Origin of the sequence: Bdellovibrio sp. HCB274 (assembly GCF_047306075.1) — a bacterium.
Taxonomy (GTDB): domain Bacteria; phylum Bdellovibrionota; class Bdellovibrionia; order Bdellovibrionales; family Bdellovibrionaceae; genus Bdellovibrio.
In genome coordinates, this window is sequence record NZ_CP178623.1 from 282,845 (window position 1) to 296,356 (window position 13,512).

14 protein-coding genes are annotated in these 13,512 nt (G+C 45.5%); 7 read left to right on the top strand and 7 right to left on the bottom strand.

The window, feature by feature from the left end; genetic code table 11:
* Window positions 1-86: 86 nt before the first annotated feature.
* On the bottom strand, window positions 87-1,337 hold the full coding sequence (locus tag ACLWNV_RS01485; RefSeq protein ID WP_413586130.1) for a DEAD/DEAH box helicase: 1,251 nt from the start codon (window positions 1,335-1,337) through the stop codon (window positions 87-89).
* A 52-nt stretch (window positions 1,338-1,389) separates the two neighbouring features.
* Entirely contained in the window at window positions 1,390-1,782 is a 393-nt protein-coding gene (locus ACLWNV_RS01490) for a DoxX family membrane protein (protein ID WP_413586131.1), read from the bottom strand.
* Between the two features lie 122 nt (window positions 1,783-1,904).
* Between ACLWNV_RS01490 and ACLWNV_RS01495 the strand changes: the two genes are divergently transcribed.
* A complete protein-coding gene (locus ACLWNV_RS01495) occupies window positions 1,905-2,735 on the top strand; it encodes an aldo/keto reductase (RefSeq protein WP_413586132.1) in 831 nt (276 codons plus the stop codon).
* Window positions 2,736-2,739: 4 nt separating this feature from the next.
* On the opposite strand, the gene ACLWNV_RS01500 is transcribed toward ACLWNV_RS01495, so the two are convergent.
* From ACLWNV_RS01500 to ACLWNV_RS01520, 5 genes are all read right to left on the bottom strand, one after another.
* Complete coding sequence (locus ACLWNV_RS01500; RefSeq protein ID WP_413586133.1) at window positions 2,740-3,240, bottom strand: hypothetical protein; 501 nt, start codon at window positions 3,238-3,240, stop codon at window positions 2,740-2,742.
* Window positions 3,237-4,346 (bottom strand): 3-oxoacyl-[acyl-carrier-protein] synthase III C-terminal domain-containing protein, encoded by a 1,110-nt coding sequence (locus ACLWNV_RS01505; RefSeq protein WP_413586134.1) that lies wholly within the window; start codon window positions 4,344-4,346, stop codon window positions 3,237-3,239. Before ACLWNV_RS01505 ends, ACLWNV_RS01500 begins: the two co-directional genes overlap by 4 nt.
* A gap of 71 nt (window positions 4,347-4,417) precedes the next feature.
* Window positions 4,418-5,671 carry an AmpG family muropeptide MFS transporter gene (locus ACLWNV_RS01510; RefSeq protein WP_413586135.1) on the bottom strand — a complete coding sequence of 418 codons (1,254 nt, stop codon included), beginning with the start codon at window positions 5,669-5,671 and terminating at the stop codon, window positions 4,418-4,420.
* Between the two features lie 18 nt (window positions 5,672-5,689).
* The gene (locus tag ACLWNV_RS01515) at window positions 5,690-7,330 is read right to left on the bottom strand and encodes a hypothetical protein (RefSeq protein ID WP_413586136.1); all 1,641 of its coding nucleotides are present in this window, start codon (window positions 7,328-7,330) and stop codon (window positions 5,690-5,692) included.
* A 49-nt stretch (window positions 7,331-7,379) separates the two neighbouring features.
* A complete protein-coding gene (locus ACLWNV_RS01520) occupies window positions 7,380-7,913 on the bottom strand; it encodes an HNH endonuclease (protein ID WP_413586137.1) in 534 nt (177 codons plus the stop codon).
* Window positions 7,914-8,068: 155 nt separating this feature from the next.
* On the opposite strand from ACLWNV_RS01520, the gene ACLWNV_RS01525 reads away from it, so the two are divergent.
* The 6 genes from ACLWNV_RS01525 to ACLWNV_RS01550 all read left to right on the top strand — a co-directional run bounded on the left by ACLWNV_RS01525 (window position 8,069) and on the right by ACLWNV_RS01550 (window position 13,509).
* The gene (locus tag ACLWNV_RS01525; protein WP_413586138.1) at window positions 8,069-8,548 is read left to right on the top strand and encodes an FKBP-type peptidyl-prolyl cis-trans isomerase; all 480 of its coding nucleotides are present in this window, start codon (window positions 8,069-8,071) and stop codon (window positions 8,546-8,548) included.
* Between the two features lie 26 nt (window positions 8,549-8,574).
* Complete coding sequence (locus tag ACLWNV_RS01530) at window positions 8,575-9,066, top strand: YajQ family cyclic di-GMP-binding protein (RefSeq protein ID WP_413586139.1); 492 nt, start codon at window positions 8,575-8,577, stop codon at window positions 9,064-9,066.
* Window positions 9,067-9,209: 143 nt separating this feature from the next.
* On the top strand, window positions 9,210-9,551 hold the full coding sequence (locus ACLWNV_RS01535) for an RNA recognition motif domain-containing protein (RefSeq protein WP_413586140.1): 342 nt from the start codon (window positions 9,210-9,212) through the stop codon (window positions 9,549-9,551).
* Between the two features lie 148 nt (window positions 9,552-9,699).
* The gene (locus ACLWNV_RS01540) at window positions 9,700-10,299 is read left to right on the top strand and encodes an arylesterase (RefSeq protein WP_413586141.1); all 600 of its coding nucleotides are present in this window, start codon (window positions 9,700-9,702) and stop codon (window positions 10,297-10,299) included.
* On the top strand, window positions 10,296-10,961 hold the full coding sequence (locus ACLWNV_RS01545; protein WP_413586142.1) for an ABC transporter ATP-binding protein: 666 nt from the start codon (window positions 10,296-10,298) through the stop codon (window positions 10,959-10,961). The genes ACLWNV_RS01540 and ACLWNV_RS01545 overlap by 4 nt, the downstream gene beginning before the upstream one ends.
* Window position 10,962: 1 nt before the next feature.
* Window positions 10,963-13,509, top strand: coding sequence for an ABC transporter permease (locus ACLWNV_RS01550; protein WP_413586143.1), 2,547 nt, complete (start codon window positions 10,963-10,965; stop codon window positions 13,507-13,509).
* The last annotated feature ends 3 nt before the right edge of the window (window positions 13,510-13,512 follow it).

The following is a 13,512-nucleotide window of genomic DNA, read 5'->3' on the forward strand; positions in this document are numbered from 1 at the left end:
TTACCCTATGCCGTCTCAGCGATGTCATAAAGTAATTTTGTAAAATCCATGACCAAATTTTGGTCACCCCAATAGGGGAGTTTCCCCTATTTCTTTTTCCATTTTGCTTTTTTTGAACTTGTGAAAATGTCCTCACTGTCCAAAAGGGCTTGAAGGCTTTTGTCGATATCAGAAGTCGTGTCTGATTGGGATGCGATGATCTTATAATCCGCTTTGTTGACCTTCATGACTTCAACTGGTTTGTTCAGCAATGCTTCAATAGCTGCAAGCTGTTCTTTTTCCTCTGTAGCACAGAAGGAAACGGCAATTCCTTTGTTGAAACCACGACCCGTACGGCCGATTCTGTGGACGTAGTTTTCTGACTTTTCAGGAAGATCGTAGTTGATCACATGGGTGACGTCAGGGATGTCGATACCGCGCGCACTCACGTCGGTTGCGATCATGATCTTGCACTCGCCCTTGCGGAAAGCATTCATCACTTCAGCGCGGTCCATTTGATCTTTCTCGCCGTGCAAAGTCAGTGACGCGATCTGCACGCGCTCCAAAGCCTTGGCCACGCGTTCTGCGCGAACACGGGTACGAACAAAGACGATGAATTTTCCGTCTGGATTCTGATTGATGTACTCCGCCAGGAAAAAGCGCTTGTCGTCCATTTCCACGAACATAACAAAGTGCTGTACGTTTTTAGACACAGGATCATCAGGAGAGATCTCGATACGAATAGCGCTGCTGCGTACTTGTGAGTAAGCAAGCTTCTTGATTTCGGGATTGATAGTCGCCGAAAAGAAAAGAGTTTGATGACGGCGAGTCAGTTTGCGTTTGATGTCCTCGATATCTTCGATGAATCCCAGATCTAGCATTTGATCGGCTTCATCCAGAACCAAATGCTCGACAAAATTCATGCTGATAAAACCTTGGGAGATCAGGTCAAACATACGACCCGGAGTTGCGATCAACACGTCGATGCCGTCTTCAAGTTTTTTAATCTGTGCGTCTTGCTCGACTCCACCGAAAAGAGCGAATGCTTTTACTTTGGTGTGTTTGGAAAGCTTATTGAATACTTCACCAATTTGCTGGGCAAGTTCACGAGTCGGAACCAAAACCAGACACTTAATTCCGATCGCGCGTTTGCTGCTTTTTTCGGAATGAATCAGATTGATGATTGGAATTGCGAATGCCGCCGTTTTACCAGTTCCAGTTTGTGCGATCGCCAGAACGTCGTCGCCCTTTAGGATAGAAGGAATAGCTTTGTACTGAATATCAGTGGTGCGAAAGTAACCGTTGTCGTTGAGATTACGAAGAAGGTCTTCAGAGAGGTGGAATTTTTCAAATTTCATGGCAGACCTTTAACATCAAAGGTCTGCCGTGTCCAACTTGCTGAATTATTTACTATTTTTTATGAAATAGCGCCCTGATTTTTGGTGAGTATGGCGGCGAAAAGAAGGCCAGATAGATGGTCAAAAGTCCCAGGATCAAAGCTAATGGCAGGCCGCTTGGAGCAAGGAAGGCATGGACCAGGAAAATGTTCAAAACGATAGGTGCCAAGATCACCAAAGCCAACGGTACGAACCAGCCAATTAACAGCAATAAACCACAGACGATCTCGGTGATTTTTAGTAGCGGAAAGAAGTAAACGGAAGCCATCAAGCCCTGATTAAATGTAACCAGTGCTGCTGGCAAATCAGGTGGTTGGGGTACCAGTTGAAACAGACCTACAATGCCAGAGGCAAAAAAGACAAAGCCCAATAACAGTCGCGCGATCAATGGTAGTTTAGCTTTCATGAATACTCCTTTGATTTAATTGGAAACCAGGTTTGTTTTGTAAGCAATAAAGAATCTTGGAAGTATCCTGTTAGAGTCCAGGTGAGGTACGATGGTGGTTCGAAACCAGCAAAGGATACAACATGGCTTTAAATTCTTTAGTAACTTTGAACGATGGATCCAAAATGCCTCAACTGGGATTTGGTGTATGGCAAGTTTCCGATGATGGAGCTGAGGCAGCAGTAAAGACAGCCATCGAAGCCGGTTATCGCTCCATCGATACCGCAGCAATCTATCGCAATGAAGGTGGAGTAGGCCGGGCGATTAAAAACAGTGACTTATCCAGAAGCGACCTTTTTATTACTACCAAGCTGTGGAATGAAGACCAGGGATATGACAACGCGATGAAGGCCATTGATTCAAGTTTGAAGAAATTGGGATTGGAACAAGTGGATTTGTATCTGGTTCACTGGCCAGCACCACAACGTGGTCTGTACTTGGAAACCTGGAAGGCCATGGTGGAAATCAAAAAACAGGGTATAGCAAAATCCATCGGCGTTTCGAACTTTATGCCAGAACATTTAACACGAATTATTGAGGCCACAGGTGTTGTGCCGGTTTTGAATCAGATTGAACTTCACCCTAAGTTTCAACAGCCGGTTCTGCGTGAGTTTCATGAAAAGCATGGGATCAAAACTGAATGTTGGAGCCCGCTGGGACAAGGTCAGCTTCTTGAGGATTCACAAATAAAAGCGATCGCCGCTAAACACGGAAAAACTCCGGCTCAAGTGATCATCCGCTGGCATTTGCAGAATAACTTTATCGTGATTCCTAAATCTGTGACACCGTCGCGTATTAAAGAAAATTTTGACGTGGATAGTTTCAGTCTAAGCTCTGACGAAATGTCGACAATTGCCGGGATGGATAGCAAAGAGGGACGAATCGGTCCTAATCCCATGACAGCACAGTTCTAAAAACTTATTCGCGGAAGTAATCGTACAATTCTTCCTGGGAAGTTTGTCTGTAGGAGGCGGCCCGACGCCGCTCCTGCAGGCGATATTCAATAAAGTTCCAATAGACGATCTGATAAACAAAGAAAACAACGACACCCAAACCCAGCATCAACGCGATATTGGGGTATTTGTCCCAGATTGAAATTGCCGAAAATAATAATAACGGATGCACAATAAAAAGTAGGGCATGTAACCACATTTCCGCAGCGGAGCAGTGTTTATGATGAACCCATTCGTCCTTGGTGATAAACAGACTCGAGAAAATAGCCATACCGTAATAAATGTATTCAGTGAGTTCGGTTCTGGGAACAAGAGCGATGAAAAACAGGCAGGCTAAAACAGTGGCCGTATCCATCGGATGTCCCCATCTTTCCCAACGGGGAAGTCCGCGCTTGTGATGATAGAAGACTTCATCTACGAAAATTAGAAGACCCTGAAAAATGGAGAGCGCCACGAAGGCGATCATATTTTCTCCATCAAGCCACCACATACAGTCAAACCCGGGCCAAAGGCATAGCTGATCACTTTTGTGCCAGATGGAACATTAGGGTCTTCGACAATTCTTTCCCAAAGATGCGGTAACGTAGCTGATGACATGTTTCCACGGGTGTAAAGCAGTCGACGGCTGGCCTCTACTTGCGAACTATTTAGCTCCAGTTGTTTTTCCACTTGATCGATAATTTTTGGGCCTCCGGGATGGACGGCAAATAAAGCATTCTTTTGAATTTCAGCCAGATCATATCCGCGGCTTTTAAACCAACGCTGAGTAAATTCGCGAATTGCAGCGCCCACCATCGACGGAACGTCCTTTGATAACGTCATTTTCATGCCCCAGTCAGAAACCATCCATTCCATGGCATCTGAACTGTCAGGAATAATTTCTTCATAAAGCGAAAGCATTTTAAAACCCTGCGGCGGAGCTTCGTGACTCATGCGATAGGCAATACACCCATCAGCAAATAGACTTTGAATGACCATTTGCTCCAGCGAAGAGTCCTCGGGGTTTAAATGCAAACTGCAAAGTTCGGTATGAACCAGGTCGACAGATTTCTTCTGCCCCAGGATGGAATCGTTGGCCAGAAATCCTGCCGCCATTCGCAGTGCCGGGAAAGCGCCATAGCATCCCATGTGATATGAATGTGTGACGGTGACCGGTTTTGGAGAGCGAAGGGCAACCAGTTGAGCGGCACTGGGTGATACATAGCCCGTGCAACTGACGTGGATCATGTCGTCAGGAAACTCACGCGTATCGTAAATTTGCGTAAATAGCTTTTGCACGATCTCGTGATAGAATTCGTGACGGTAGTGCATACTGACGCCGCGATTCTTCATATGAATAGGATAGATTCTATTTTCATCCCAGTTGGTTTCGCCGACATCGGGCACAAAGAAAAAGCGCCGATTGATCTGCTGTTCAGAACAACCCACACGATGCAGAAGCTTTAAAAAATCTTCTTTCGTATGAATTTGATCTTTCTGGGCCAGATGATGTGCAGATGAAAGCCAATCCAGGCTTTCATTTTGCGAAACTTGATGTGGCGGCTCGATGGAGCGAAAGTTTCCCAAGTACATTGCCCCACTCTAGAGTGCTGGGGGAATGCGGTGTAGATCCAGTGTGAACATACACCACGCAAGGGAACACTCTAGGCTTCAAGCGTTTGGTCTGTGTGGTACTTCTTCATTCCGATGAGCATTAGCAATCCCGGAACCGCAATCAATGCGCAAATGTAGAAAAAATTTGCCCAGCCGAAGTTTTTAACAATGTCTCCCGCAAATCCTGAAAAGAAAGTGCGACCCAAAGTTGCAAAGCTGGAAAGAATAGCATACTGAGTGGCTGTGTATTTTTTGTTGGTTAACGCGGCCATGAAGGCAACAAATGCTGATGTAGCCATCCCGGTGCTGATATCTTCAAGAACAATCACCGCAGCGAAAGGAACCAACTGGTTGCCAGTGAAAGTTAATAGCGCGAATGCCGCTGTCGAAACTGCTTGCAGAATTCCAAAAATCCACAAAGAACGATAAATCCCAATGTAGTAAATGGCAATCCCGCCTAAGAACATACCAATAAGTGAAGAGGCAAAACCAAATGTCTTGGCGATTAATCCAATGTCGGCGTTGGTGAAACCCATCTCGACATAGAAAGGATTCAGCAGGGATCCGGCCAGTGCATCACCGATCTTAAACAATAAAACGAATAACAGAATATACGCAGCACCCGGACGTTTAAGGAATTCTGCGAAAGGATCAACCACTGCCTGCAAAAGAGTTTTCGGAGGAGGGGAGTCGATCTTGGGTTCTGGTGCAAACAACGTTGTCAGGAATCCCACAGCCATAAAGCTAGCCATCAGATAGTACAACTGACCCCAGGTAATATTCCAAAAAGAAGATCCAACCAGTCCAATTCCCGCGCCACCAGAAATCAACATTGCGATTCGGTAGCCGTAAATATTTAAAGAAGATCCCAGTCCCAGTTCTTCGTTCGATAATAGTTCGCGGCGATAGGCATCAATCGCAATATCCTGGGTGGCGCTAAAGAATGCAATAAGAACAGCCATGGTTGCCATCAGGCTTAAACTGTTTAGTGGATTCAAAGTTCCGATAAACAGGAGTGAGCCCATTAGCAACACTTGAGTAACCAACATCCAGCTGCGACGACGTCCTGCTTTGAACAAAGTATAGCGATCCAAAAGTGGTGACCATAAGAACTTTAGCGAGTAAGCGATACCAACCCAGCTGAAATATCCAATGGTGCTGATGTCGACTTGCTCGCGTGAAAGCCAGGTCTTTAAAGTTCCCCCCGTCAATGCCAGTGGCAAGCCGCTGGAAAAGCCCAAGAGTAGAATGATTAGCATGTTTTTGCTGAAAAGCTCTTTAAGGATATTTTTCTTAGCTGCCATTACTGTGAAGTCTTTCTTTTACTTTGCAATTTTCTTAAGTCGTTTACGCATTGTCCACAACAGATGACTGATATAAGGTCTGCGCACTTCGCCTGTGGTCACCATCAAAAGTTTGGTGATTTTTAAATTCACAGCATCTGTGTACAACAAGATCAGCATTTCGTGAATGAAGTTGGTGTTTAAAGTGACGTGATTGTCAGTTCCCACTCCCAGCTGCACACCTTTTTTCTCCCACCACGAAAACGGATGGTCTTTGTAATCTTCAAACTTGCCAGTGAGCTTATTGTTTGAAGATGGCAATGAAACCAGGGTGACACCTTTTTGAATCATGCGATTTAAAACGTCGTGTTGGTAGTGTTCCACTTCGCGCGCGGTATGGAACTTGGCTTTGACCAGAAGAATTTTTTCTTCGTCGTTCAAACGCTCGCCCTTAAGGACTTTTTCCAGAATATGGCGGTTATCTGCCCAGTCCAATTCCACCAGCTCTCGATACAAAGGATCTTTTTCAGTAAAGCCTTTGCCTTCTTGATTGCGTTTGATGAAATCCTGATACAGGCGGTGGAAGTATTTGTTGGGATTAATTCCCAAACTGATTCCGTGCTCAAGAGTGTCGATGTGCCAGATATTCATCGCATTATCGACGGCCTGAATGCCTTTTTTCAGTGTGTGCCAGGTTTCCCCGTGATGCGAACGAATCTTGAAGCCACGATACTGCAGTTTTCTGAAGCCCGGCTGCATTTCATTAAAATGTTCTTTACGATAAAGTTCGCGCTCGTCACCTACGGTATCAGCGTCAGTCATCACTTTTTGCAGGAACGGATACTTATCCAGCATCTGCACAAGTTCATCGATCTGAGCCATGAAGTGTTCTTTACGCGTTTTAAAATTTTCTGCGTCGAAGTGATTGGCTTCTTTACGGAAAGAAGGGGACAGGATGAATTTAAAATCCCCGTGCTCTTCCTGAAACTTTTTAAATCCGTCGTACAATCCCAGAACGACGTCTTCAGGAGTTACGTCATCAATCCCAGGGATTTGTTCCGAGGAACTGGAAGTCGAACGCGACAAAGAGAATTTCAGACGAATCGAACCCACGTTGAAATTATAGTAAAGATCCTTGGCCATGTGATAGGCAGCTTCGGCGTGAACCTCGCGATTCAGAAAGATCAATTTTGGCAGATACAGAATTTTCAGATAACGGGCAAAGCCTTCGTTTTCCTGAAGGCGGATCAGCTTATCGACATCATCAACACTGCGGATAGGTAGTGCTTGTGGGCCATAGACTTCAGAAATCTTTTGTTCATAGATTGCCTTGTCTGGTCCTTCCAATAATTTTTTTAGGCGGGGATAGATGAAGTCGGCGGAGATCGCACCGGTTAAGTGAATATGCTCTTCATGATATTTCAGTGGAAAGTTTTTAAAGAATTCAAAAAGCGCCCCCGAGAGAGGATGTTTCAGCAAAGTGGAAATTGTAATTTCATTTACCTGAAAGCGATTCAGCAGACTGCGAAAGTCTGCGACTTCTTTAAATGCTTCGGGATGTTTTAGATTTAAATCAGAAGATAGCAGCAAATCCAAAGTGTCCGACAAGGAAATACCATTGGTTTCACTGATAATTGTAGTCAGAGCTGCGACCAGCTGATTGTGAATGTCCTTATTCACGCAAGCCCCCTTTTATCAAGGTTAGCCGGGAATAAGGACGATGTCACGACTATCCAGTCTTTAAGACAAGATAGGGTTGCCAGTCTGGCGGCACGTGATCGGCACTGATTTCCAGTTGTAAAGTTGGAAGCCAGTTCGGAGCGCGTGGTTCGGACAATAAAGGCATATTTGCAGTGCGCGGAGTGCGATTCGCTTTACGCTGATTGCAATCTCTGCAGGCAGAAACAACATTTGTCCAATTTTTAGGTCCGTTATGAGAGGCAGGTACAACGTGATCAAGAGTGAGCTGTTTGGCGTTGAGTTTTTCGCCACAATATTGGCAGGTATAATTGTCGCGGATATAAACGTTTTCCCGGCAGAAGCGAACAGCATGGCTGCCCCGCGGTTTAACGTATGTTTTTAATCTCAGTACACTGGGGAGCTGAAACCTCCGCTGTACTGACCGGGCGAAGGTCGTGTGATACTCGAGTATCTCCACTTTGTCTTGAAACCACAATATTAAGGCCTTTTGCCAACTTACAACCCGCATGGGTTCGTAACTCGAATTTAGCAGTAAGGACCTCAGTGAGGTCATGTGCTGCATGTATCCCCCGTTCTGGTGCGTTCCTATACTCAAGTATATCTAATATTGAGCCGGAAAAACAAGCTCTACCCCAATTGTGTCGCAGATGAGGGCTTTTATATTGCCAAAAGGCCAGGAAAAGTGGGATACGGACGTATCAAATAAGGAGACTCATTATGAGAAGAGTATTGGCATTTAATTACGTTCTAAAAGGTCCAGATGGCAAAATCCTAGATCAATCTGATAAAAATCAGCCACTACCTTTCCTTGAAGGCGCAGGCCAAATCCTTCCTAAACTTGAAGAAGAAATCAAAGGCATGAAAGAAGGCGACAAAAAAAACGTTAAGCTTTCTGCAGCTGATGGTTACGGTGAAGTTCGCGACAACATGTTCATGGAAGTTCCGAAAGAAGAACTTGCACACCTTCCGCAACTTGAAATCGGCGCACACCTTCGTTTGGAGCTGGGCAACGGTCAACACATTGTTCGCGTTTCTAAAATCACAGACACTCACGTAACTCTTGATGGCAACCACCCGCTGGCAGGAACTCCACTTGAGTTCGATATCGAAATGGCATTGGTTCGCGAAGCGACAGCTGAAGAAATCCAACACGGTCACCCACACGGCCTACACGGCGACAGCGGCCACCACCATTAATTCGAAAAGTTTCGTGGAGTAATATTATGCCATCGTTCGATATTGTATCTGAGTTGAATCTTCAGGAAGTTGATAACGGGATCAATCAGGCTCGTAAAGAGGTTGAGGGTCGTTATGACTTTAAAGGGTCTAAAGCTGAGATTGGTTGGGATAAAGACAAAAAAGAAATTAGTTTGTCTGCCGAAGACGAATATAAAATCGAACAAATGGGCAGTATTTTACAAACGAAACTTCATCGTCGTGGCGTTGATATCAAAGCGACGAAGTTCGATAAAATTGAACCTGTAGGCGGACGAATGCTCCGCCAAAAGGTCACTTTGCAACAGGGTATTGACCGCGAAGTTGCGAAGGAAATCATAAAAGCTATTAAAGACGCTAAGTTAAAAGTTCAGCCACAGATCAATGACGATAAAGTAAAAGTTACGGGTAAAAGTATTGATGAATTGCAGGAATGTATTGCTTTGATTCGCTCAGGATCTTACGCAGTTCCATTGCAGTTTAATAATATGAGATCCTAAAATTGGGCTTGCACAGTTTTTAGGCTATGCTAGCCTAAATCTAGGAAATTTAGTTTACCCAAGTTCCCCGTGTGAGTGTTCTCGATTGTTAGTTGTTCGAAGGCTTCCTCGGGTTTTTTTAGAATGACCATAGGAGGTCTCTCGTGGCTAAGAAGTTATACGTAGGCAATTTGCCTTATTCTGTAGACGATGAAACTCTACACAACCATTTTGCACAATTCGGTGCAGTTGATTCCGCAAAAGTTATCATGGATCGCGAAACAGGCCGTTCAAAAGGTTTCGGTTTCGTTGAAATGTCTGATGACTCTGCAGCAGACGCAGCGATCGAAAAAGGCAACGGCATCGAGATCAACGGCCGTCCTTTGAACATCTCTGAAGCTCGTCCACAAGCACCTCGTGAAGGTGGTGGTGGCGGTCCTCGTCGCTTCAACAACAACCGTGGTGGCGGTAATGGCGGCGGTCGTCGCGATTACGGTAATCGCTAGTTGTTTCTTTAAATAAGAAAAGCACAAAGCCCCAAGCGAAAACTTGGGGCTTTTTTTATGTCAAATTATCAGAAGTGAATAGCTCTGCGGACTCCGTAATTTGATCTGGCCTTGATCAAAGGTTGGGAAGGGTGTCTTATGGTTTTCTATGAGAACTTTACTGCTGGCTCTTCTAATTTCTTTCTCTTCCGTCTGTTTCGCACAAAAAAAATTAATCGTCCTGGGTGATTCGATTACGGAGGGCTACGGCGTTTCTAAAGAAGCGGCATATCCTGCGTTGCTTGAAAAGAAACTGCATGATGCTGGCAAGAAAGAATGGACCATCGTGAATGCGGGAGTCAGTGGTTCGACTACGGCTTCTGGAATCTCGCGAATGAAATGGTTGTTCAAATCAAAACCAGATGTCGTCTTTCTGGCTTTGGGTGCAAACGATGGTTTGCGTGCTATCAAAGTTGAAGAAAGCCAAAAGAATTTATCCAACGCAATTGAATTTGCGCAGAAAGAAAAGGTCCGCGTGATTTTGGGAGGCCTTTATATGCCTCCGAATTATGGCAAGGACTACACGGATCAGTTTGCAAAAATGTACCAGGATCTGGCGAAGAAATACAAAGTCACCTTTGTGCCCTTCATCCTGGACAAGGTCGCAGGAAATCCCAAGTACAATCTGGCTGATGGCATTCATCCAAATGAAGAAGGTCACAAGATCATTGCCGATACTATTTTTAATGCACTGAAAGGCACGTTATGAGTTTAACTCTGCAAGACATCCGTAAAAGTTTTCATCAAGGCGACACCGAGGTCGCTGTTCTTAAAGGGTTGAACGTCAAAATCGAACCTGGGCAAATCGTTTCGATCGTGGGGCAATCGGGGAGTGGTAAATCCACGCTTCTTTCAATTCTTGCTGGATTGGAGCGGGCGGATCGTGGGGATATTCGCGTGGATAACGTGAATTTGTCACCCATGTCAGAGCAGGAACTGACTTTGTTTCGCGCACAAAATATTTCTATCGTATTTCAGCAGTATCATTTGATCGCGCATTTGACGGCCTTGGAAAACGTAGCCTTGGCATTGGAAATTTTAAAAATGGAAAACCCCAAAGCCCGTGCCGAAGAAGCTTTGCGCGAACTGGGATTAGGACATCGCCTGAATCACTTTCCCAGTCAGCTCAGCGGCGGTGAGTGTCAGCGTGTGGCTATCGCGCGCGCCTTGGTAGTGAAGCCGAAAATATTGTTGGCGGACGAACCAAGCGGAAATCTGGATACTCATACCGGGGATAAAGTGATGGACGTCTTTTTTGATATCGTTCGTAAACACAATATCACCACAGTGTTGGTTACTCACAGTGAAGCCCTGGCGAAACGTTGTCAGCGTATCTTGCGCCTTGAAGAGGGCGTACTAAAGGATCAGTAAAATGATATTTCGTCTGGCAATTCGCGAACTGGTGCGCAGCTGGCGCTTTGGTTTGTTTTTCATTTTTAATCTAAGTTTGGGTCTGACCGGATTCGTTTCGCTGCAGGCCTTCAATGTGACTTTGCAGGATGAACTCCAAAAAAATGCCAAGAATATTCTTTCCGCAGACCTCTCCGTCTCGGCCCGCCGAGAATTAACTCAGGTCGAGCAGGATGCGATGAAGTCCGTTTTGCCTGCGGGAACTCAGACGGGCCGGATCTATGAATTCTTTGCGATGATGAATTCATCCAAGGGTTCAAGATTGGTGATGGTTAAGGCCGTTGATGAAAGCTATCCATTCTATGGATCTCTTCAGATGAGCGGTGGCCGTAATGTTACGCCGGGAGCCTCTAAAGATATCATCAATACCCACAATGTTTGGATTTATCCGGAACTTCAGCAGCAGATGGGTTTGCAAGTTGGCGACAGGATGCAAATCGGAAAAATGGATCTGGAAATCTCGGATGTGGTTGAGCGCGATGAAACACAAACCTTCCGAATGGCTTCGCTTGCACCAAGAGTTTATGTCGATATGAAGCTATTGCCGGAGTCAGGATTGATTCAATTCGGTAGTACCTTCACTCAGGCTTATCAGTTCAAATTTCCAGAGGGCACTGATGGCGACAAAGTAAAAGAACAAATGTATCTGAAGCTGACAGATCCAGCGATTTCAGTGAATACGCCAAACTCTGCCAGTGAAGATTCGGGACGTCAGTTAGGTTATCTGTCTGATTACCTGGGACTGGTTGCGATTATCGCTTTATTTATGTCGGCATTAGGGGCGGCATATATTTACCGCATGTTCCTGTACAGTCGCATGAAGGAAATCGCGATTCTGCGCACCTTGGGATTGCAAAGTGTTCAGGCCGTCGGGGTTTATGTTCTGCAGGCTTCATTGCTGGGGTTGCTGGCGACAATTCCCACTGTCGCCTTCAGTGAAATAGTGCTCCCGATTCTGACTAAAGTTTTAGGAAGTTTCACACCGTTTGCATTGAAACCCACTGTTTCTTTAGAGGCCTGGGGTTTGTGTTTATTAATGGCGGTGCTGGGAAGTTTCGTGGTCAGTCTTCCATTCCTGATGAAGATTTATGATCTTAAAGCCGCTAAGCTATTCAGCGAGGAAAAGTTCGCGGTTAACGAAGGCAAGTTCAGAATCTGGACGTTTATTCCAGCGATCCTGATGTTCTATGGGCTTTCAGTGCAGCAGGCTCATTCGTGGAAGATTGGATCTGCATTTGCGGGATCCCTCGTGGCAACCATCGCGATCTTACTGGTGACCGGTTATTTTACTTTGAAATTCGCAGGAACTTTGAAAAGCGTAAAAATCTGGTTCTTTAAATTCAGCTTTCTGGGACTTTCACGTCGCGCGGGCGCAAGTCTTGCGGTTTTCGTGGCCTTGGGCTTGGGAGCACTTTTAATTAATATTCTTCCGCAGCTTAAGAACTCCCTGCAGTCAGATTTGCAAGTTGATCAGAAGACGGCTTTGCCATCTTTATTTATGTTCGACATTCAGGACGAACAAGTTCCAGGCATTGAGAAAGTGCTGAAGGATAATCAGGTGGATACCTTGGCGCTGTCGCCGATGGTTCGCGCAAGAATCCTGAAAGTGAATGGCGCTGACTACGAAAGAAAAATTGAAGGTCAGGGATTTAAAACCCGCGAGGAAGAAAACGAAGCTCGTTTCAGAAATCGCGGCATGAATCTTTCTTATCGCGAAAGTCTGTCAGACAGTGAAGAGATCATCGCGGGTCGGCCGATCACAGGAAACTTTGATCCTGAAAAACAAAAGCTGGCTGAGCTTTCAGTGGAGCAGCGTTTTGCCGACCGCATGAACTTTAAGCTGGGTGATAAAGTAGTCTTCGATGTTCAGGGTATCGAAGTTGAAGGTGAGATCGTAAACTTCAGAAAAGTTCGTTGGACCAGCTTTCAGCCAAACTTCTTTGTTCTGGTTCAAAACGGCGTTCTCAACGACGCTCCGAAAACATTCATCTGGGCACTTCCCACTATGACCGCAGAAAAACGCATGGTTGTGCAAGGGGAGCTAGCACAAAAGTTTGCCAATGTTTCCGTGATCGATGTGGTGCGCACCGTGGACGACGCTTTAAAAACCGCCGACAAAATGAGTTGGTCCCTGGAGCTGATGGCTTACCTGGCATTGTTCACGGGCTATATTGTGCTTTTCTCGATCGTGCGTAGCCAAATCAAGCTGCGCCGATGGGAAATGAACATGCTTAAGATTCTGGGCGCCAGCCACCGCGAAGTGGCAGGTTTTATCCTGACTGAATTCGCCTTCCTTGCACTGGTAAGTTCTTTCTTGGGTGCATTCCTAAGCGTAGGGGTCAGTTACGGTCTAAATCGCGTGATTTTTGAGGGTGGATTCCAGTTTTCACTGACTCAGCCGCTGTTATCTGTGGCGATTATTACCGGATTAAGCTTATTGATCTCTTTCCTTGCTAGCGCAGATATTGTAAAAGAAAGTGCATTGAGTATCTTACGCGAGGAAAAGTAGTAG

Coding starts and splice junctions, on each gene's coding strand:
- ACLWNV_RS01520 (WP_413586137.1), bottom strand. CDS start 7,913: ATGCAGCACATGACCTCACTGAGGTCCTTACTGCTAAATTCGAGTTAC.
- ACLWNV_RS01530 (WP_413586139.1), top strand. CDS start 8,575: ATGCCATCGTTCGATATTGTATCTGAGTTGAATCTTCAGGAAGTTGAT.
- ACLWNV_RS01525 (WP_413586138.1), top strand. CDS start 8,069: ATGAGAAGAGTATTGGCATTTAATTACGTTCTAAAAGGTCCAGATGGC.
- ACLWNV_RS01510 (WP_413586135.1), bottom strand. CDS start 5,671: ATGGCAGCTAAGAAAAATATCCTTAAAGAGCTTTTCAGCAAAAACATG.
- ACLWNV_RS01550 (WP_413586143.1), top strand. CDS start 10,963: ATGATATTTCGTCTGGCAATTCGCGAACTGGTGCGCAGCTGGCGCTTT.
- ACLWNV_RS01485 (WP_413586130.1), bottom strand. CDS start 1,337: ATGAAATTTGAAAAATTCCACCTCTCTGAAGACCTTCTTCGTAATCTC.
- ACLWNV_RS01545 (WP_413586142.1), top strand. CDS start 10,296: ATGAGTTTAACTCTGCAAGACATCCGTAAAAGTTTTCATCAAGGCGAC.
- ACLWNV_RS01505 (WP_413586134.1), bottom strand. CDS start 4,346: ATGTACTTGGGAAACTTTCGCTCCATCGAGCCGCCACATCAAGTTTCG.
- ACLWNV_RS01490 (WP_413586131.1), bottom strand. CDS start 1,782: ATGAAAGCTAAACTACCATTGATCGCGCGACTGTTATTGGGCTTTGTC.
- ACLWNV_RS01500 (WP_413586133.1), bottom strand. CDS start 3,240: ATGATCGCCTTCGTGGCGCTCTCCATTTTTCAGGGTCTTCTAATTTTC.
- ACLWNV_RS01495 (WP_413586132.1), top strand. CDS start 1,905: ATGGCTTTAAATTCTTTAGTAACTTTGAACGATGGATCCAAAATGCCT.
- ACLWNV_RS01540 (WP_413586141.1), top strand. CDS start 9,700: ATGAGAACTTTACTGCTGGCTCTTCTAATTTCTTTCTCTTCCGTCTGT.